Annotated in this window: 5 protein-coding genes; all 5 read right to left on the bottom strand. The window is 73.7% G+C overall.

All coding sequences use genetic code 11. From position 1 onward, the window contains the following. Positions 1-48 precede the first annotated feature (48 nt). The 5 genes from MRBLMG1_RS00155 to MRBLMG1_RS00135 all read right to left on the bottom strand — a co-directional run bounded on the left by MRBLMG1_RS00155 (position 49) and on the right by MRBLMG1_RS00135 (position 21,576). Entirely contained in the window at positions 49-17,433 is a 17,385-nt protein-coding gene (locus MRBLMG1_RS00155) for a type I polyketide synthase (RefSeq protein ID WP_367819498.1), read from the bottom strand. A gap of 117 nt (positions 17,434-17,550) precedes the next feature. Continuing rightward, positions 17,551-18,597: a 3-dehydroquinate synthase family protein gene (locus tag MRBLMG1_RS00150; RefSeq protein ID WP_367819497.1), complete on the bottom strand. Its 1,047-nt coding sequence runs from the start codon at positions 18,595-18,597 to the stop codon at positions 17,551-17,553. Further along, on the bottom strand, positions 18,594-19,301 hold the full coding sequence (locus MRBLMG1_RS00145) for an HAD-IA family hydrolase (protein WP_414721445.1): 708 nt from the start codon (positions 19,299-19,301) through the stop codon (positions 18,594-18,596). The genes MRBLMG1_RS00150 and MRBLMG1_RS00145 overlap by 4 nt, the downstream gene beginning before the upstream one ends. After that, on the bottom strand, positions 19,298-20,413 hold the full coding sequence (locus MRBLMG1_RS00140; protein ID WP_367819496.1) for a Gfo/Idh/MocA family protein: 1,116 nt from the start codon (positions 20,411-20,413) through the stop codon (positions 19,298-19,300). The genes MRBLMG1_RS00145 and MRBLMG1_RS00140 overlap by 4 nt, the downstream gene beginning before the upstream one ends. Further along, a complete protein-coding gene (locus MRBLMG1_RS00135) occupies positions 20,410-21,576 on the bottom strand; it encodes a DegT/DnrJ/EryC1/StrS family aminotransferase (protein WP_367819495.1) in 1,167 nt (388 codons plus the stop codon). Before MRBLMG1_RS00135 ends, MRBLMG1_RS00140 begins: the two co-directional genes overlap by 4 nt. Positions 21,577-21,591 lie beyond the last annotated feature (15 nt).

Raw genomic sequence — 21,591 nt, 5'->3', positions numbered from 1 at the left:
CTTTCCGCTTCTTTCCGTTTTCGATCACGAGCCGGTTTCCGCTTTCGCTCACGACTGGGTATTGCCGAGGACCCGCTGCACCAGGTCCGTCACGCTCATCTCGTCGATCAGCTCCAGTTCCTGTTCGTCGGCCGCCGGATCGGAGACCACGAGCCGGCGGGTCACCTCGGGGCCGGCGTCCTCGGAGCCGTCGGCCGCCCCTCCCCCGGCCAGTTCCTCGCGCAGATAGGCGACGAGCGCCGTCGGTGTCGGATAGTCGAAGATCAGCGTGGCCGGGAGGGTGCCACCGGTGGCCGCCGACAGGGCGTTGCGCAGGGTGATCGCCGCCAGCGAGTCGAAGCCCATCTCCTGGAAGGCCCGGCGCGGCTTGACCTCCTCCAGACCCGAGTGGCCCAGCGCCTCCGCCGACCGCTCACGGACCAGCTTCATGAGGATGCGGGTCTGCTCGGCCTCGGTGGCGCCCGCCAGGCTCCGCACCAGCCGCGAACCGGCCTCCGCCTCCTCCTCGGCGAGCGCGGCCGCCGACTCGGCCACCTTCCGCACCTCGGGCAGATCGCCCAACAGCGGGCTGGGACGGGAGGAGGTGAAGGCGGGCACGAACGCCGGCCAGTCGATGTCGGCCACCGCGACGACCCCGTCGTCGTACCTGATCGACGCCTCCAGCGCCCCCATCGCCTGGCCCGGCGTGAGCGCCAGTACGCCACGGCGGCGCAGTTGCTCCTGGATCGCGGGATCGGCCGCCACGCCGATCTCCTCGATCACGCCCCAGGCCAACGAGGTCGCCTTCAGACCACGGGCCCGCCGACGCTCGACCAGCGCGTCGAGGTAGGCGCTGACCGCACCGGCCGCGCCCTGCCCGCCGCCGCCCCAGACACCGGCGACGGACGAGAAGGTGACGAACAGGTCGAGCGGCCGGTCACCGAGCAGCTCGTCCAGGTGGACGGCGGCATGGGCCTTCGCCCTCACCACCTCGGCCAGATCGGCGGGCCCGGTCGCCGCGACCGGCAGCGTCCCGGCGAGATCCGCCGTGTGCACCACCCCGGTCAGCTCGGGCAGCGCATCCGTCACGGCGAGCAGCTCGGCGACCCCTTCACGGCGGGAGATGTCCGCCGTGGACACCGTCACCCCGGTTCCCGCCGCCGCGAGCTCCGCCACGAACTCCCGCACCTGCGGCGCCCCCTCGCGACCCGCGTCCACGGTCAGCACGAGGTGCTCTGCGCCGGCCTCGGCCAGCCACTTCGCCGTGTGCCGGCCCAGTCCCTCCGTACCGTTGGTGACGAGCACGGTCCCGCGCGGGCGCCAGTCCCGGTACGGCGGCTCGCCGCGCAGCGGACTGTTCCGCAGACGCCGGGCCAGCAGCCCCGCCGACCGCACGGCCACCTGATCCTGACCGCCCGCCCCGGTCAGCACCCCGATCAGCTGCTGAGCCGTCCGGTCGTCGAGCGCCTCCGGAAGATCGAGCAGACCACCCCACCGGTCCGGATGCTCCAGCGCCACGGCGTGACCGAGACCCCAGACGACAGCCTGCTCCGGCGCCCGCAGACGGTCGGACGGACCCACGCGCACCGCGCCACTGGTCGCGCACCAGACCGGGATCCCGGAAGGAACCGCCCCGAGCGTCCGCAGCAACGCCAGCGTGGCTACGGTCCCTTCGGTGACCACCTCGGACCCCGCTCCGGTACGGGAGTCCAGGGCCAGCAGCGACAGGACCCCGGCCAGCCCCCCTTCCTCCGCCCGGACGGCGCGCAGTGCGGCGGCGAAACCGTCGGCCTCGGCCGCGTCGAACGTCATCTGCCGGATGCGCAGCCCCTGACCTTCCAGGGCACGCACCGTCTGCGCGGCGACGCCGCCGTCGACACCGGATGCGGCTTCGGATGCGGCTCCGGACGCAGCCTCGGATGCGGCTCCGGCTGCGGCTGCGGTTCCGGAAGGCATGACGACGAGCCACGTCCCCGCCGGAGCGGTCGAGGGAGACTGCGAGACCGGGGACCATGAGACGCGGTAGCGGAGCTGGTCGAACCGGGATGTCCGGTCGCGCCCGCGCCGCCAGGACGCCAGGACGCCGAGAGCGGCGCCCACCGCGTCGCGTTCGTGCTCACCGCCGGTGGACTCGATACCCAAGGTCTTGACCAGGGCATCCAGGTCCTCGTTCTCGACGGCCTCCCAGAAGCTCACCTCGTCGGAGTCCCGCTGAGGAGTCTCGGACTCGGCGTCCTCGATCCAGTAGCGCTGTCGCTGGAAGGCGTACGTCGGCAACTCCACCGGCCACCCCGCGCCCTCACCGAGCAGCGCCCGCCAATCCACCGCCGCACCCCGCACATGCAGACCACCCAGCGCGGACACCAACGCACGCACCTCGTCACCCTCACGACGCAACGACGGCACGAAGACCGCAGCATCACCCGTCAGACAATCCGCACCCATCGCCGACAGCACCGCATCGGGACCCAGCTCAAGGAACGTCACCACGTCCGCGCGCTCCAACGCCCGCACACCATCAGCGAATCGCACCGCGGCACGAATGTGCTCCACCCAATACTCAGGACGTACCACCAGCTCCGGATCCGCGATCTCCCCGGTCACATTCGAGACCAGACCAACCCGCGGCGACCGGAACTCCAACCCCTTCACGACCGCACGGAACTCCTCCAACATCGGCTCCATCAACGCCGAATGGAAAGCATGCGAAACATTCAAACGCCGGGCCTTCACACCCTGCGCCGCCAACGTCTCGGACAGGGCGAGGACTTCGCCCTCAACACCGGAGATCACGACAGAGGCCGGACCATTCACGGCAGCGATATCGACACCCGAGGTCAGGAGCGGACGTACGACCTCCTCGGGGGCGGCCACCGACACCATCGCCCCACCCGAAGGCAGAGCCTGCATCAACCGGCCACGCGCCGCGACCAACATCGCCGCATCCTCCAGCGACAACACCCCCGCCACATGCGCCGCCGTCACCTCACCCACCGAATGACCACCGACGAAGTCGGGCCGGACACCCCACGACTCCACCAACCGGAACAACGCCGTCTCCACCGCGAACAACCCGGCCTGCGTGAACACCGTCCGATCCAGCAGAGCACCCTCCGCACCGAACACGACCTCCGCCACCGGCCGCTCCACATGCCCGGCCAACCGCGCGTCCAGCGCCGCACACGCCGCGTCGAACGCCTCCCGGAACACCGGGAAACGCTCGTACAGGCCCCGAGCCATCCCGACCCGCTGACTCCCCTGCCCCGTGAACAACACCGCCAGCCGGCCACCGTCCGCGACCTCTCCGGTGACCACACCTGCTGCGGACCCGCCCCGCGCCAAGGCGTCAAGCCCGGCCAGCGCCTCGGCACGGTCGCCCGCCACGATCACCGCGCGCTCCGCCAGGGCGCTCCGCGTCCGTGCGAGCGAGCGGGCCGCGTCCCGCAGGTCCACATCGACGTTCCGCTTCAGGAAGCGCGCCAGCTCCTCGGCCTGACCGGCGAGTCCTGTGGCGCCCCGGGCGGCGATGAGCAGTGGAACGGGTCCCTCGTCCAGCGCGCCGGTGGCGCCGGTGGGGGGCTGCTGTGTGGGGGCCTGTTCCAGGATCACGTGGGCGTTGGTTCCGCTGACGCCGAAGGAGGAGACACCCGCACGGCGCGGACGGTCCGACTCGGGCCAGGGGCGGGACTCCGTCAACAGCTCGACGGCTCCGGCGGACCAGTCCACCTGGGGGGTCCGTTCGTCCACGTGGAGCGTGCGGGGCAGCACACCGTGCCGCATCGCCATCACCATCTTGATGACGCCGCCCACGCCGGCGGCTGCCTGCGTGTGGCCGATGTTCGACTTCAACGAGCCGAGCCACAAAGGCCGTTCCTCGTCACGCCCCTGCCCGTAGGTGGCGAGCAGTGCCTGCGCTTCGATCGGGTCGCCCAGCGAGGTACCCGTGCCGTGCGCCTCCACCGCGTCCACCTCGGCGGCGGTCAGCCCCGCGTTGCTCAGGGCGCGGCGGATGACCCGCTGCTGGGAGGGGCCGTTGGGCGCGGTGAGGCCGTTCGAGGCACCGTCCTGGTTCACGGCGGAGCCTCGTACGACTCCCAGGATCCGGCGCCCGTTGCGGACCGCGTCCGAGAGTCGCTCAAGGAGCAGGACGCCCGCGCCCTCGGCCCAGCCCGTACCGTCGGCGGCCGCGGCGAACGGCTTGCAGCGGCCGTCCGCGGACAGGCCGCGCTGTCGGGAGAAGGCGACGAACGCGTCCGGGGTCGCCATCACCGTCACGCCGCCGGCCAGGGCCAGGGAGGATTCGCCCGACCTGAGCGACTGGGCCGCCAGGTGCAGGCCGACGAGGGCCGACGAGCAGGCGGTGTCGACGGTGACGGCGGGGCCTTCGAGGCCGAGGAGGTAGGAGACGCGGCCCGAGACGATGCTGCCGATGCCGCCGGTCATCAGATAGCCCTCGACGCCGTCGGGGGCCGTGTTCAGGCGCGTGGTGTACTCGTGGTTGACCAGCCCGGTGAAGACGCCGACGGACTTGCCGCGCAGCGCGGCCGCATCGATGCCCGCCCGCTCCAGCGCCTCCCAGGAGGTCTCCAGCATCAACCGCTGCTGCGGATCCATCGCCAGCGCCTCACGCGGCGAGATCCCGAAGAACGACGCGTCGAACTCGTCCGCGTCATGCAGGAACCCACCCTCACGGGCGTAACTCGTCCCCGCGTGATCCGGATCCGGGTGATACAGGTTCTCCAGATCCCACCCACGGTTCACCGGGAACCCCGAGATCCCGTCACCACCAGAGACCACCAGATCCCACAACTCCTCCGGCGACGTCACCCCACCCGGGAAACGACACGCCATCCCCACGATCGCGATCGGCTCGCCCGCGTCGTGCACGCCGGGGTCCGTCCCCGCGTCGGCGGTCGTGTCCGGGTGCTCCCCGAGCAGTTCCGCGCGGAGGAAGTCCGCGAGCGCCGTGGGAGTCGGGTGGTCGAAGACGAGGGTGGCCGCCAGGTCGATGCCGACGGCGGTCTGCAGCCGCGCACGGAACCGAAGTCCGGCGAGGGAGTCGAAGCCGAGGCTGCGGAAGTCCTTCGTGGTCTCGATGGTCCGGGCCTGGCCCAGTACGGCGGCGGCGTGGGCACGGACCAGTTCGAGGACGACCCGGTGCTGTTCGGGGTCAGGAAGGGCGGCGAGCCGGGTGGCGTAGTCGCCGTCGGAGGGTTCGTCCGTCCGCGCGATCGGCCGGACCGGCCTGACCGGCCGGACCGGGCCCCTCGTCTCCGTCGTCCCGGTCGTCTCGGTCGTCTCGGTCGTCTCGGTCGTCTCGGTCAGACCGGTCGTCCCGGCCGTCTCCGTCGTCTCCGTCGTCTCCGTCGTCTCCGTCGTCGTCAGGAGCGTCGGCGCGGGCTCTGCCGGGAGCGCGGTGCGGAGCAGGAGGGATCCGATGGATGCCACCGGATGGCCTGCGGTGTCGGCCAGTTCCACCTGGAACCGGCCCTCGCCGACGTGTGCTGCGCGCACGCGCAGCCGGGTGGCGGCTGTGGCGTGGAGCGCCAGGTCGTCGTAGGCGGCGGGCGTGCGGGGCGCGGACGCCCCGTCGAGCGCGCTCAGGAGCGTGGGCCGGATGGCGGCGGCCAGCAGGGCGGGGTGGAGGCCGTACCAGTCCGCCTCCGCGCGGAGGTCCTCGTCCAGGGTGGCCTCGGTGAAGATCTCGTCGCCGTGCCGCCATGCGGGAGCGGTTCCGTCCGCGTCGAGGGGTTCGGCGCCGGCCGGCGGCCACTGCGCGAGGCCGAACGCCGGTTCCTGGATCCGCGCGACGAGGGTTCCGAGGGCGTGTCGGGTCCACGGGGTGTCGTCGGCGGCGACCACCGGGCGGGTGTGGACGGCGATCGAACGGGCGCCGTCCCCGCTGGTGGCGGGAGCGCCGATGGTGACCCGAAGGAGGACGTCGTCGTCCTGGGGCAGCGGCCGCTCGACCCGCAGGGTGCCGACCGTGCCGCAGCCGGCCTCGTCCGCCGCCCGCAGGACGGTTTCGAGGAGGACGGCGTCCGGGCGGGACGGCATGGTGCGCAGGCGTCCGGTGAGGACCAGGCCGTCGGTGTCGGGCAGTTCGACGGCGGCGTTCAGGAGGGGGTGCGGGACGGGCCGCTGGCCGAGGCCGGCCGCGTCGGTGGTGCGTGCGTCGGCGTCCAGCCAGAAGCGCTCGTGCTGGAAGGCGTACGTCGGGAGGTCGTCGACCGGGCCGGGCGAGGTGCCTTCGAACAGGGCGGGCCAGTGCACCGGGACGCCCCGGGTGTGCAGCCGGGCGAGTGCCGTCACGACGGCGACGGCCTCGTCCTCCGCCCGGTGGAGCGAGGGGAGGAAGGACAGGTCCGTGGCGGACCGGTCGGCGAGGGCCTGCTGGGCGAGCGTGGTGAGGACACCGCCCGGTCCCAGTTCGAGGAACGTGGTGACGTGCCGCTCGTGCAGCGCCCGGACGCCGTCGAGGAACCGGACGGTTCCCCGGACGTGGTCGACCCAGTAGTCGGGCGAGCGGAGCTGCTCGGGTGTGGCCAGGGTTCCGGTGAGGTTGGAGACGACCGGGACGGTCGGCGGGAGGAGGGTCAGTCCGGCCACGACCTCGCGGAACCGGTCGAGCATCCCGCCCATGTGCGGGGAGTGGAAGGCGTGGCTGACCCGCAGCCGCCGGGTCCGGTGTCCCCGGGCGGCGAGTTCCCCGGCGGCGGCCGTGACCGCGTCGGCGTCGCCGGAGAGGACGACGGAGGAGGTGCCGTTGACCGCCGCGACGGCCACGGCGCCGGGCCGGGCGGTCACGTACGGAAGCACGTCGCTCTCGGCCGCGTCGACGGCGATCATCACGCCGTCGCCGGGCATGGCCTGCATGAGCCTGCCGCGCGCGGCCACCAGGGCCGCGGCGTCGTCGAGCGAGAGCACCCCCGCCGCGTGGGCGGCGGTCAGCTCGCCGACGGAGTGGCCGGCGAGCACGTCGGGGCGGACGCCCCAGGACTCGTACAGGCGGTAGAGCGCCGTCTCGACCGCGAACAGGGCGGACTGCGCGTACACCGTGGCGTCGAGGAGTCCGGCCGCCGGCGACCCCGGAGTCGCGAAGACCACGTCCCGGAGCGGGAGGTCCACGTGTCCGGCGAGGTGGCGGTCGAGGGCGGCGCAGAGCGCGTCGAAGGCGTTCCGGAACACCGGGTGCCGCTCGTACAGCTCACGGCCCATGCCGACCCGCTGGCTGCCCTGCCCGGTGAACAGGAAGGCGAGCCCGCCGCCGCTCCGGTCGCTCCTGGCGACGTTCTCGGGGAGCGGCTCGCCCGCGGCCAGGGCGTCGAGGCCGGTGAGGAAGCCCTCACGGTCGTCGCCGGCGGCGACGACCACGGCGCGGTGCTCGAAGGTCGTGCGGGTGGTGACGAGGGCGTGCGCGAGGTCGAGTCCGCTCGTCTCCGGGCGTCCGCGCACGAAGGCGGCCAGCCGGGCGGCCTGGTCCCGCAGCGCGTCGGCGCTCTTCGCCGAGACCGGCCAGGGAAGGGCGGGAGGTGGGGGGTCGGTGACGGCGGCGGGGGCGGTGGCGGTCCCTGACGTCTCGGACGGATCCTGGGGGCCTGCCTGCGAGGCCGCCGGGGCGATCCGGAGGTCTTGCGGAGCCTGTTCCAGGATGACGTGGGCGTTGGTGCCGCTGACGCCGAAGCCCGAGACACCCGCCCGGCGGGGGCGGTCGAGCCGGGGCCAGGGGCGGGCCCGCGTCAGGAGTTCCACGGCGCCGGCCGTCCAGTCCACCTGGGGCGTCGGCTCGTCGACGTGGAGGGTCTGGGGCAGCACGCCGTGCCGCATCGCCATCACCATCTTGATGACGCCGGCGACGCCGGCGGCGGCCTGCGTGTGCCCGATGTTCGACTTCACCGACCCGAGCCACAGGGGCTCGCCGGTCGTCCGTCCCTGTCCGTAGGTGGCGAGCAGCGCCTGCGCTTCGATCGGGTCGCCCAGCTGGGTTCCCGTGCCGTGCGCCTCCACCGCGTCCACTTCGGCGGCGGTCAGCCCCGCGTTGCTCAGGGCGCGGCGGATGACCCGCTGCTGGGAGGGGCCGTTGGGCGCGGTCAGGCCGTTCGAGGCACCGTCCTGGTTCACGGCGGAGCCTCGTACGACACCCAGGATCCGGCGCCCGTTGCGCTCCGCGTCGGAGAGCCGTTCGAGGAGCAGCATGCCGACGCCCTCGGCCCAGCCCGTACCGTCGGCGGCCGCAGCGAACGGCTTGCAGCGGCCGTCCGCGGACAGGCCGCGCTGCCGGGAGAAGTCGACGAACGCGTCCGTCCCGGTCATGACGGTCACACCGCCGGCCAGGGCCATGGAGCACTCGCCCGAGCGCAGCGACTGCGCGGCCAGGTGCAGGGCGACCAGGGACGAGGAGCAGGCCGTGTCCAGCGTCACCGCCGGGCCTTCGAGGCCGAGGAAGTACGAGATGCGGCCGGAGACGACGGCGTTGGACGCACCGGTGATGCGGTGTCCCTCGACCGGTTCGGGGGCCAGGTGCAGGCGGAGTGCGTAGTCCTGGGTGTTGACTCCGGCGAAGACGCCGATGTCGCTGCCCCGGAGCGTCGTCGGGTCGATCCCCGCCCGCTCGAACGTCTCCCAGGACGTCTCCAGCAGCAGCCGCTGCTGCGGGTCCATCGCCAGCGCCTCGCGCGGCGAGATGCCGAAGAAGTCGGCGTCGAAGCCGGCCGCGTCGTCGAGGAAGGCGCCGCGACGGGTGTAGGTCGTGCCCGGGTGGTCGGGGTCGGGGTCGTGGAGGGCGTCGAGGTCCCAGCCGCGGTCGGCGGGGAAGTCGGTGATCGCGTCGGTGCCCGCGGCGAGGAGCTCCCACAGGTCCTCGGGGCTGTTCACCCCGGCCGGGAAGCGGCAGCCCATGGCGACGATCGCGAGGGGCTCGTCCGGGGCGGACCGCGTCCCGTCCGGGGTGCCGGAGGCGTCGGACCGCGCGCCCAGGAGCTCGGACCGCAGGTGCCCGGCGAGGTCCTGCGGGTTCGGGTGGTCGTAGAGGAGCGTCGCGGGCAGGCAGAGGCCGGTCGCGGCGCTCAGCCGGTTGCGGAACTCCACCGAGGTGAGGGAGTCGAAACCGATGTCGCGGAAGGGGCGGGACGCGTCGGCCTGGTTCCGGGCGGAGTGGCCGAGGACCTGCGAGGCGTGGCCGCCGATCAGGTCGAGCAGGGACTTCTCCTGCTCGGCGGGACCGAGGGCGGCCAGCCGCTGGGCCCAGTCGCCGCCGCGCGCGGTGGCACCGCTCGCGACCCGCCGCCGGCTGGGGACGAGTGCGCGCAGGAGGGCGGGAACGGGGCTCGTTCGGGACTGGGCGCGCAGGCCGGCGAGGTCCAGCTCGGCCGGCACGAGGACGGAATCGGCGGCCCGGAGCGCGCGGTCGAGCAGTTCCATGCCCAGGTCGGGCGTGATGTCGGACATGCCGATACGGCGGTTGCGCCGCACGTCGGCCTCGCCGAGACCGGCCGTCATCTCGCTGTCCCCGGCCCAGCCTCCCCAGGCGAGCGAGGTCGCGGGCAGCCCGGCCGCCCGACGGCGCCTGGCCAGCGCGTCGAGGAAGGCGTTCGCGGCCGCGTAGTTGCCCTGCCCGGGGTTCCCGAGCGTTCCCGCGGCCGACGAGAACAGGACGAACACCGCCGGATCGAGGTCACGCGTGAGCTCGTCGAGCACCAGGGCCGCGTCGGCCTTCGGGCGGAGGACCGTGTCGAGACGCTCGGCGGTCAGTGCGGTGACCACACCGTCGTCGAGCACACCGGCCGTGTGGATCACCCCGGTCAGCGGGGCGTCCGCAGGCACGTCGGCGAGCACACCGGCGACCGCCTCGCGGTCGGCCACGTCGCAGGCCGTGATCCGTACCCGGGCGCCCAGAGCGGTCAGCTCCTCCTCCAGCGCGTCCGCGCCCGGTGCCCGCGGCCCCCGGCGGCTCACCAGCACCAGGGATCCGACCCCGTGCTCGCGCACCAGGTGCCGGGCCACCAGACGCCCGAGTCCGCCGGTTCCGCCCGTGATCAGCACGGTCCCCGCCGGGTCGAGCACCCGGTCCCGCTCCGCCGTCGCGGCGGCCCGCTCCAGACGGGGCACCCACACGCCGCCCGCGCGCACCGCCGCCTGCGGCTCCCCGGACTCCAGGACGCCCGCGAGCACCTCCCGTACGGCCCGTGTCACCGGTGCCGGCTCGGCGGCGATGTCCGGCTCCGCGTCGGATCCGGTGTCGAGGAGGACGATCCGGCCGGGATGCTCGGCCTGCGCCGAGCGCACCAGACCCCACACCGCCGCGGCGGCGAGGTCCGTCAGTTCGTGGTCGTCGCCGACCGCGACCGCCCCGTGCGTCAGCACGGCCAGCCGCGTCTCCTCCAGGGCCGGTTCGGCCAGCCATGCCTGGATCAGCTCCAGGATCCGGCCGGTGGCCTCCCGTACGGCGTCGGGGCGGACGCCGCCGTCGACGTCGCGGGGGTCGCCGCCGTCGGGGTGGGCTCCACCGTCGGGGCAGGCGCCGGCTTCGGGGTGGGCGCCGGCTTCGGGGTGGGCGCCGGCTTCGGGGTGGGCGCCGCCGTCGACGTCGACCAGGACGATCCCGGACGGGGTGCCGGTCCCGGCCAGCGCGCGCACGTCCTCGACGGTGTCCGCCGCGGTGACGTCCGGCAGTTCCGTGCTCGCCGCCTCCAGGGGCAGGCGCTCCCAGCCCACGCGGAACATCCGGTCGGCGGCCGCGCCCGGTACGGACGGCATGGGGTCCAGCGGCCGGAAGCGCAGCGACTCCACCGAGGCCACCGGGGCGCCCGAGGCATCGGCCAGCCGCACGCCGACGGTGTCCGGGCCCTGCGGAGTCAGGTGAACGCGCAGAAGCGTCGCGCCCTCCGCCCACAGCCGTACGCCGGTCCAGTGGGAGGGCAGTGCCGGGAGCTGTTCCGGCCGGGCGTCGAGACACGCGTCCAGCAGGGCGGGGTGGAGCCCGAACCCGTCGACGCGGCCGACCCCGTCGGGCAGCACGACCTCGGCGAAGACCTCCTCGCCCCGGGTCCACACGCCTTCGGCCTCGGCGACCGCGCCGAGCGGCGGCCACTGCGTCAGTTCGAAACCGGGGGCCGCGGCGTCGGGTGCGAGCCGCCCGGAGGCGTGCCGGGTCCACGGCGAGCCCGGCTCGGCGTCCGCGCGGCGCGCGTGCACCCGCACGATCCGCTCCCCGGACGCGTCGCTCTCGCCGACCTCCACCCGCAGCTGTACGCCGCCCTGTTCGGGCAGGACGAGCGGGGCCTCGATCGCCAGCTCGGCCAGCAGACCACAGCCGGCCTCGTCCCCGGCGCGCACCGCGAGCTCGACGAACACCGAGCCGGGCACGAGCACGCTTCCGGCCGTCGCGTGAGCGGCCAGCCACGGGTGCGTACGGAGCGAGAGCCGTGAACTGAACAGCAGTCCGCCCGAGTCGGGGACCTCGACCCTCGCGCCGAGCATCGGATGGTCGACGGCCCCGAGGCCCAGGCCTTCCGCGTCGACCACGCTTTCGGCGTTCTCCAGCCAGTACCGCTGCCGCTGGAAGGCGTACGTCGGCAACTCCACCGGCCACCCCGTGCCCTCACCGAGCAGCGGGTTCCAGTCGACCGACGTACCCCGTACGTGCAGGGTGGCCAGGGCGGCCAGGGCCGAGCGCGCGTCGTCGTGCCCACGGCGCAGCGACGGTACGAAGACGGAGTCGTCGCCCGTCACGCAGTCCGGGCCCATCGCCGACAGGACGGCGTCCGGCCCCAGCTCCAGGAAGACGGAGACACCGGCGCGCTCCAGCGCCCGTACACCGTCGGCGAACCGCACGGTCGCCCGGACGTGGTCCACCCAGTACTCGGGGCGCGTGAGGAGATCCGGGTCGGCGACCTCACCGGTCACGTTGGACACGAGGGGGATCTCGGGCCGCCGGAACGTCAGTTCCTCCAGTACGGCCCGGAACTCGTCCAGCATCGGCTCCATCAGCACCGAGTGGAAGGCGTGCGACACCGTCAGCCGACGCGTCTTGACCCCGGCCGCGGTCAACTGCGCCGCCAGGTCGGCGACTTCCGCCTCCCCACCCGAGATCACGACGGAGGACGGCCCGTTCACGGCAGCGACATCCACCCCCGCCGGGAGCAGTCGACGCACGGTCTCCTCCGGCGCGGCCACCGACACCATCGCCCCACCGGAAGGCAGGGCCTGCATCAGGCGGCCACGGGCGGCGACCATCACCGCCGCGTCCTCCAGGGACAGAACGCCCGCCACGTGGGCGGCGCTGAGTTCTCCGACCGAATGGCCGCCGAGGCAGTCCGGCGTGACGCCCCACGACGCGTAGAGGCGGTAGAGCGCGGTCTCCACCGCGAACAGCGCGGCCTGCGTGAACACCGTCCGATCCAGCGGAGCGCTCTCCGCACCGAAGACGACCTCCGCGACGGACTGCTCCACGTGCCCGGCCAGCCGTGCGTCCAGGGCCGCACACGCGGCGTCGAACGCCTCCCGGAACACCGGATAGCGGTCGTACAGGCCTCGGGCCATCCCGACCCGCTGACTCCCCTGCCCCGTGAACAGGACCGCGAGCCGGCCCCCGTCCGCGCCCTCTCCGGTGACCACACCGGGCACGGACTCGCCCCGCGCCAGCGCGTCGAGCCCTGCCAACGCCTCGGCGCGGTCGTCCGCCACGATCACGGCACGCTCCGACAGCACGCCCCGCGTCCCGACCAGCGCCCGCCCGGCCTCCGCCAGGCTCACCTCGGCCCGCTCCGACAGGAACGACGCCAACTCCCGTGCCTGTGCGGCCAGTCCCGCGCGGCCGCGCGCCGAAAGGACCACTGGAACCGGTCCGGGGAAGGGGGCCTCGGGCTCGGCCGCTTCCACAGCCGCCGGCTCCGGAGCCTGCTCCAGGATCACGTGCGCGTTGGTGCCGCTGATGCCGAAGGAGGAGACGCCCGCACGGCGGGGCCGGTCGAGCTCGGGCCAGGGGCGGGACTCCGTCAACAGCTCGACGGCACCCGCGGTCCAGTCCACCTGCGGGGTCGGTTCGTCCACGTGGAGCGTGCGCGGCAGCACACCGTGCCGCATCGCCATCACCATCTTGATGACACCGGCCACACCGGCGGCCGCCTGCGTATGCCCGATGTTCGACTTCAACGAGCCGAGCCACAAAGGCCGTTGCTCGTCACGGCCCTGCCCGTAGGTGGCGAGCAGTGCCTGCGCTTCGATCGGGTCGCCCAGCGAGGTGCCCGTGCCGTGCGCCTCCACGGCGTCGACATCGGTGGTCCCGAGACCCGCGCTCGCCAGTGCCGTGCGGACGACCGCCTGCTGGGAGGGGCCGTTCGGAGCCGTCAGTCCGTTCGACGTGCCGTCCTGGTTGACGGCCGTACCGCGCACCACGGCCCAGATGCGGCGGCCGTTGCGCACCGCGTCGGAGAGCCGCTCAAGAAGCAGGACGCCTGCGCCCTCGGACCAGCCCGTTCCATCGGCGGCCGCCGCGAAGGACTTGCAGCGGCCGTCGGGGGCGAGGCCCCGCTGCCGGGAGAAGCCGACGAAGGAGCTCGGCGAGGTCATGACCGTCACGCCGCCCGCCAGGGCGAGCGACGACTCGCCCGACCGCAGCGACTGCGCCGCCAGGTGCAGGGCGACCAGGGACGAGGAGCAGGCCGTGTCGACGGTCACGGCCGGGCCTTCGAGGCCCAGGAAGTACGAGACGCGCCCGGAGAGCACGCTGCCGGCGCCGCCGGTCAGCAGGTAGCCCTCGACGCCGTCGGCGTCTTCACCCGGGTTCTGCCCGTGCCCGGCGGCGTAGTCCTGGTGCATGGCGCCGGTGAAGACGCCGACCGGCTTGCCCCGCAACCCGGCCGGATCGACACCCGCCCGCTCCAGCACCTCCCACGACGCCTCCAACATCAACCGCTGCTGAGGATCCATCCCCAACGCCTCACGCGGCGAAATACCGAAGAACCCCGCGTCGAACCCCGCCGCGTCATCCAGGAACCCACCCTCACGGGCATAACTCGTCCCCACACGATCCGGATCCTCATCGAACAACGACCCCAGATCCCACCCCCGATCCCTGGGGAACCCACCGATGACATCCACCTCACCGGCAACCAACCGCCACAGATCCTCCGGCGACGACACCCCACCCGGAAAACGGCACGCCACCCCCACGATCGCCACCGGCTCGTCGGGAGCGGGCACCGGTGCGGCGGCGACGGGCGCGGCCGTCTCCTCGTCGGCTCCGAAGAGTCCGCGGTGCAGTCGGCGGGCGAGGGCTTCCGGCGTGGGGTGGTCGAAGGCCGAGGTGGGCGGCAGGCGCAGCCCGGTCGCCTCGCCGAGCCGGTTGCGGAGCTCGACGGCGTTGGCGGAGGTGAATCCGAGGTCCTTGAAGGCGCGCCCGGTCGGGACGGACTGGATGCCGGGAAGGGCCAGGAGGTCGGCGACGTGGCCCCGGACCAGGTCCACCAGCCGTCGCATCCGGTCGCCCTCCGCGAAGTCCTCCCGCCGGACGGAACGGGAGCTACGCGCGGCGGGCGTCGTCCCGCCGTCCCGCTCGGCCTCCGGCCGGTCGCCACCGACACCCCCGACGCCACCGACGGCCCCGACGCCACCGATGGCCCCGACGGCCCGCCGACCGGTGCCCGCAACCGCACCTGCACCTGCACCTGCACCTCCGCCCGCGCCCGCGCCCGCGCCCGCGCCCGCGACGAAGAGGTGAGGAAGGCCGGTGGTGAGGGCCGCGTCGAAGGCGGCGACGTCGTCCTTCGGTCCCCATCCCAGGGACAGGGCCGCTATGCCCTCCTCGGCGTGCAACCGCCGTGCGTAGGCGTCGAGATACGCGGCCCGGGCCGCCGTACGGGCGTCGTCTCGATCGCCCGTGACCCCGACGACGGACGAGCACAGGACGAAGGCGGACAGGTCGGCCTCGCGGGTGAGGCGGTGCAGGTTGCGCAGCTCCGCGGCCGTGTCGGCGAGCGGGTTGGCAGCCATGTCGGTCAAGGAGCCGGCGGGCGGGCCGGCGGGAGCGGAGGCGTACACGAAGGCCCGTACCGGTGCTTCGGCCTGCGCGAGGGCGGCGGCCAGTTCGTCCTCGGCCGCGAGGTCGCACTCGACGAGCCGGACCTCGGCGCCCGCCGCGACGAGCCGGTCGTACGTCGCGGTGGCCGCGGTGCCCGTGCCGGGCCGGGCGATGAGCAGCAGGCGCCGGGCGCCGTGGGCACCGACGAGGTGGTCGGCGAGGGCGGCGCCGCGCGCGGTGTCCGCGCCGGTGAGGACCACGGTTCCGGGGCCGTCGAACGTCCCTCGCGCGCCGCGGGCGCTGTCCATGGCGACCCGCACCGGCCGCGGCAGCAGCGTGACCCCGGCACGCACCGCGAACTCCGGTTCCCCGGAGGCCACGCCGGCCGCCAGGGCCCGGACCGACGCCTCGCCGAGAGCGGGGGCGCGATCGGCGTCGAGGTCGAGGTCGACGAGGGTGACGCGGCCGGGGTGCGCGAGCCGTGCGGACCGTACGAGACCCCACACCGCGGCCTGTTCCGGATTCCCCGCGCCGTCCTCGGGGCCGGTCGTCATGGCCCCCCGGGTGACGACCACCAGACGGGAGTCCGCCGTTCGGGCGTCGGCCGTCCAGGAATCAATCCACGACTCCGCCGAGGACTCCGGCGACGAGCCCTCCCCCGTCGCCTTCGGCGCCACCCACAGCGTCACGTCCGGCACTTCGCCGTCCGCCGCCATGTCCGCGCGGGGGCGCACCCGTACGCCGGCGGACCGCAGTGCGGCGAGGACGTTCGGGTCCTGATCGCCTTCGACCGCCCACAGCTGTGCCTCGGTCGGCGCGTCGGTGCCGCCCGGGGTCCACTCCAGGCGGAAGAGGCCCTCCTCGTCGTCGTTGCCCCTCGCGCGCAGCAGCGCGGGGAGTTCGAGCAGGCGTCCCCGGGTGACCTTGCCGGAGGCGGTCCTCGGGATCTCGCGGATCTCGTACAGCTCTTCGGGCACCTTGAAGTACGAGAGCCGCTCCCGGCACGCGGCGAGGGCCGCGGCCGGGTCGAAGCCGTCGGGGCCGGGCACCACGAAGGCGACCGGCACCTCGCCCAGGACGGCGTGCGGCTTTCCGGCGACGGCGACGTCCTCGATGCCGGGGACGGTCCGCAGGACGCTCTCGACCTCGAGCGGATGGATGTTCTCGCCGGCCCGGATGACGAGTTCCCTGATGCGTCCGGTGACCGTGAAGTAGCCGGCCTCGTCGCGCCGGGCGAGGTCGCCGGTGCGGTACCAGCCGTCCTTCAGCGCCTCGGCCGTGGCCTCGGGCTGGTTGTGGTAGCCGGCCATCACGTTGGGGCCGCGGACCCAGACCTCGCCCTCCGTGCCGTCGGCGACGTCGAGGCCGGTGCGGTGGTCGACCAGCCGGACGCCGAGGCCGACGACGGGCAGTCCGCAGGAGCCCTCCACGCGGGCTCCGCTGGGCCAGTTGATGGTGATCGAGCCGCACGTCTCGGTGCTGCCGTAGGCGTCCACGAGCGGTGCGCCGAACGTCGTCTCCACCGCGTCGCGCAGTTCGGCGGTCGTGATGGCTCCGCCGACGAGTCCCACCCGCAGGCCGGGGGCGGTGAAGTCGCGGGCCCGTGCCTCGCGCACGAGGTGGTGGTACATCGTCGGGACTCCGGCGACGACGGTGAAGTCCTCGCCGCCCCAGATGTCGAGCACGTCCGCGGCGGACAGTCCGTCCACGATCCGCGCGGTGGCGCCGACCGACGCGACCGACAGCACGCAGGCGATGTGGGAGAGGCTGTGGAAGAGCGGCAGGGGCCACAGGACCCGGTCCCGCTCGGACAGGTCGAGTACGGGTGCGTAGCCGGCCGCGACCGACCAGAGGCAGTTGCGCGTGGTGGACAGGACGCCCTTGGGCTTGCCCGTGGTGCCCGAGGTGTAGAGCATCCAGGCGATGTCGTCGAGGCCGAGGCCGTCGTACGCGGGTCGCGTCGGCTCGGAGGTCGCGAGGTGCTCGTACGCGTGGTGGCCCTCGGGCAGCGGCGCCTCGTCCGTGTCGCCGTCGACCACCAGCACGGTCGGCGGGGTGCCGGCGGCGGTGACGCGGTCGAGCTGGTCGAGGTGGTAGGCGTCGGTGACGATCGCCTCGGCACCGCTGTCCTGGAGGAGGTGGGCCAGTTCGGCGTCCGAGGAGCGCGGGTTGAGGGGGACGCCGATGGCGCCGGACCGGGCGACGGCGTAGTAGCTCTCGACGGTCTCCACCCGGTTGCCGAGCAGCAGGGCCACCCGGTCGCCGGGGCGGATCCCCAGGTCCGCGAGGTGGCCGGCGAGCCGTCGGGTGCGGGTCTCCAGGTCGGCGTAGCCGAGCGCGCGGCGGTCGTCGCGGTATGCCGTCTTCCGACCGAACCGCTCACTCTGCTGCCGGAGCAGCTCGTGCAGTGGCCGCAGCAGTTCGGTGCGCAGCATGGATGGGACTCCCAGCGGTTCCGGTTCGGTCGGTGGCTCTTCGGGGACGGGCGGTTCGCCCGGGGGAACGCCGCCCACGGCGCGTGCCCCCCGGGCGCGGTGTGGTCGGCTCGGCCGTCAGGCCGGCGGTGCTTCTCTCGGCATGTCCGTGAGGACCGTGTCGATCGCGGCCTGCGGGACTCCGCTCACGAGTTCCGCACCGTCGGGTCCGTCGAGGACGAAGGTGAGTCCTGTCGTGGCCTTCTTGTCGAGGCGCATCAGGCTGACGAGTTCGCCGGTGTCCACGTCGTGCGGCAGCTTCGTCGGCAGCCCGTAGTGGGCGACCACCTCGTGGTGTTCGGCGACCCGCTCGGGCGGGATGCGTCCCAGGTGGCCGGCGAGGCGGCCCGCGAAGACGGTGCCGATGGCGACGGCCTCGCCGTGCCGGAGGGAGTAGCCGGTGGCGCGTTCCAGGGCGTGGCCGAGGGTGTGGCCGTAGTTGAGCAGGTGGCGCAGGCCGGAGTCCCGCTCGTCGGCGGAGACGACCTCGGCCTTGCGCCGGACGCTGGCGGCGATCTGCTCGGTCAGGGACAGCCCGCGCAGGTCGCCGGCGCCGATGAAGTGGCAGCGGGCGATCTCCCCGTAGCCACTGGTCATCTCCCCGGCCGGGAGGGTGGTCAGGTAGTCGGTGTCGCACAGGACAGCGCTGGGCTGCCAGAAGGCGCCCACGAGGTTCTTCCCCTCGGGGAGGTTCACCGCGGTCTTGCCGCCGACGCTGGCATCGACCTGGGCGAGGAGCGTGGTCGGCAGGTGGATGACGGCGACGCCCCGGTGGTACAGCGCGGCGGCGAGACCGGCGGTGTCGGTCGTGGACCCGCCGCCGACGGAGACGACGACGTCGGCCCTCGTGAGGCCGAACGCGGCGAACCGACGGCAGTAGCCTTCGACCGCCGACAGCGTTTTGCCGTGCTCTCCGTCCTCCGCCCGCAGGTGGAGGGCGGGCACGCCCGGGTCGGGGGTCCACTCCGCGGGCCGGGCCGAGACCACCGCGGCCCGGCGGGCGCCGAGTCCGGCGACGAGCTCGGGCAGGGTGTGCCGTACGCCGGGACCGATGCGGACCTCGTACGACCGGCTGCCGAGCTCCACGCCGACGGTCCGCGCCGTGGCGGCGGTCGGGCCGGTCACGTGCCGGCCTCCAGGCACCAGGCGAGGAAGTCAGCGGGGCTCTCCATGGCCGCGTCGGGTGCGGCTTCGAGGAGCGGTTCCCGGTCGCTCTCGCCCCAGAGCGCGGCGACGGCCGCGACCCCGGCGGCGCGGGCGCTGGCGAGATCGGTGACCGCGTCGCCGATCATGACGGCCCCCTCCTTGTCCGCGCCGAGCAGTTCCAGGGCGCGCAGCACGATGTCCGGTGCGGGCTTGGGGTGTTCGACCTCGTCGGAGCCGATGACGTGCTCGAACAGCGGGAGTACGCCGAGGCCTTCGAGGAGGGAGCGGGCGCGCGGGCCGCTCTTGCCGGTGGCGATGGCGAACCGGATGCCGCGTGCGTTGAGCGCTTCGAGCATCTCGATGACGCCGTCGAAGAGGCGGACGCGGTGGGCGAGCCGGTAGCTCTCGCGGACGAAGGGCTCCTCCATCTCCAGGGGGAGGCCCATGATGTTCATGATGTCCGGGAAGTAGCGGCCGAGATGGCGGCTGTACTCCTCGAAGGGCGGTTCGCCGTCCCCGACGGCTTCGCGGTAGGCGAGGGCGAACGCCTCGCGCATCACGCCGAAGCTGTCCACGAGCACGCCGTCGAGGTCGAAGACGACGGTCCGCAGCGGGGTCCGCGGCACGGCGGGGGTGCCCGCCGCCGCGGTGTCGCCGCCCTCGGTGATCAGTTCGATGCTCACGCCGGCTGCCTTTCCGAGTTCCGCTCGCTGGTGGGGGTGCCGGCGCCGAGTGCGGACGCGTAGGCCCTCTCGATGACACCGATGGTCGTACGGGTGGCCGCGATGGACCTGCCGCGGCGGCCGGGGTCGGCCAGGAGGGCGGGGAGCGCGTCGACCTGCCGGTCGTACTCGACTCCCACGGGCTCCTGGTCGAGCGGGACGGCGACGGTCTCGCCGTGCCGGGTGACGGTGAGCGTGGAGCCGCCCCGCCGGTTGGGGCTGAAGCCGAACGTGCACGAGAGCACGGCGGTGCCGGCGGTGCCGTGCACCTCCACGAGGGTGGTGTCGTACGCGGCGTGGGACGCCCAGCTGGCGTGGACGGAGACGGAGACGCCGCCGTCGGTGACCAGGAACGCGCGGGCCGTGTCCTCCACGTCGCCGCTGCCGCCCGCGGCCGGTTCGTCCTCTTCCCGCCAGGCGGCCTGGGCCACGTCGCGGTTCACGAAGTCGTGTCCGGTCGTCGCCGCCACCTGCTCGAACGCCACGTCGCCGCCCAGCAGGGGCAGGGCGGTGTCGAGGAGGTGCCAGCCGAGGTCCACCAGGGCTCCGCCGCCGGCGGTGTCCCGGCGGGTGAACCATTGGGTGCCGGGCACGCCGCGGGCCCGCTCCCAGGCCACCCGGACGTGGCGGATCCGTCCCAGGGACGGGGCGAGGTCCTCAAGGCTCCGGATGTCGCCCCGGTAGCGGGCGGCGCTGCCCGCGACGAGCACCGCACCCGCCCGTTCCGCGTCGGCCAGTTCGTCCGCCTCGGCCGTGCTGAGGCAGACGGGTTTCTCCAGGAAGACCGGGATGCCGCGGCGGAGGAGGCCCGCGGCGACCGAGCAGTGGGCGTGGTTGGGGACGGCGACGATCGCGAGGTCGGCCAGGTCCGGCGTCAGTGCGTCGGCGGAAGCCAGGACGCGCGGCGCGGGGCCGCCCGCCGCGGCGGGCGGCTCTTCGGCGAAGGCCGACCGGGCCGTCGGGGAGGGGTCCACGACGGCGGTGACGGCCATGTCCGGGTGGGCGGCCACGCGGGGCAGCCAGATGGTGCGGGCCGCCCAGCCCAGGCCGACCACGGCGACGCGCAGGGTCATGAAGTGGCCAGGACGTCGGCGACCACGTCCGCGATGGCCTGCATCTGCTCCTCGGTCCCGAGCAGGGTCCGGTGGTGCAGCCAGATGCAGTCGCGGGTGAGCGCCTCGCTGTGGGGGCACCGGCGGGCGATCTCGTCGGCACTCTCGTCGGGCGCGGCCATCTCCCAGAAGGCGGCGGTGCGGTAGACGGCGCGGAAGGCCGCGAACGCCGGGAGGCCGCGCGCGATCAGCGCGTCGACCAGGGCGTTGCGCCGCTCCTCGGTGATTCCGGGGACGCGGAACATGGCCATGTAGTGCGGGTTGCGGGTGCAGCGGTCGTCGGTGCCCTGCGGCAGGACGCCGGGGATCTGCGCCAGCAGGCTCGACAGCAGCGGCCAGCGCTCCTGGCGGGTGGCGATCTGCCCGTCGAGGCGGGTGAGCTGGGCGCGCAGCACGCTCGCCGAGAACTCGTTCATGCGGAAGTTGGAGCCCGACGTCTCGTGCAGGTACGAGCGGTCGGTCCGCGGGCGGCCGCAGCTGTGCCGCAGGAAGGCGAGTTCGTACTGCTCGGCTTCGGGGAACGTCACCGCGCCGCCCTCGCCCGCGGTCATCAGCTTGCCGTTCTGGAAGCTGAAGGCCGCGACGGAGCCGAGGTCGCCGACCCGCTTGCCGCGCCATTCGGCGCCGTGCGCGTGCGCCGCGTCCTGGAGCAGCGGGACGCCGGAGTCGGCGGACAGCTTGGCGAGCGCGTCCATGTCGGCGAGGAGGCCGGCCATGTGGACGGGCATGATCGCCTTCGTCCTCGGGGTGATCGCGGCTTCCGCCGCCCGCACGTCGATGTTGTACGTGTCGAGGTCGACGTCCACGGGCACGGCCACGGCGCCCAGCCGCTGGGCGGCCTGCGAGGAGGAGATGAAGGTGAAGGCGGGAACGATGACCTCGTCGCCCGGCCCCACTCCCATCACCTGAAGGGCGAGTTCGAGTGCGTGGGTGCCGCTGGTCACCGCGAGGGCGTGCTCGGTGCCGTGGTATTCGGCGAATTCGCGCTCGAATTCGTCGACCTCACTTCCACCGATACGCCACCACTGCCCCTGCTCAAGGGCGCGCATCAGAGCGACTCTTTCCTGGTCACCGTACTGGGGCCATTCCGGAAATTCCAGGCTCCGCTGCGAAATCCCAAACATAGTCCATCCATCTAG

The organism is Streptomyces sp. LMG1-1-1.1 (genome assembly GCF_040815545.1).
In the GTDB taxonomy this organism is placed as follows: Bacteria; Actinomycetota; Actinomycetes; order Streptomycetales; family Streptomycetaceae; genus Streptomyces.
This window is presented reverse-complemented; position numbering and strand designations above follow the sequence as displayed.

Coding starts and splice junctions, on each gene's coding strand:
- MRBLMG1_RS00155 (WP_367819498.1), bottom strand. CDS start 17,433: ATGCTGCGCACCGAACTGCTGCGGCCACTGCACGAGCTGCTCCGGCAG.
- MRBLMG1_RS00140 (WP_367819496.1), bottom strand. CDS start 20,413: ATGACCCTGCGCGTCGCCGTGGTCGGCCTGGGCTGGGCGGCCCGCACC.
- MRBLMG1_RS00135 (WP_367819495.1), bottom strand. CDS start 21,576: ATGTTTGGGATTTCGCAGCGGAGCCTGGAATTTCCGGAATGGCCCCAG.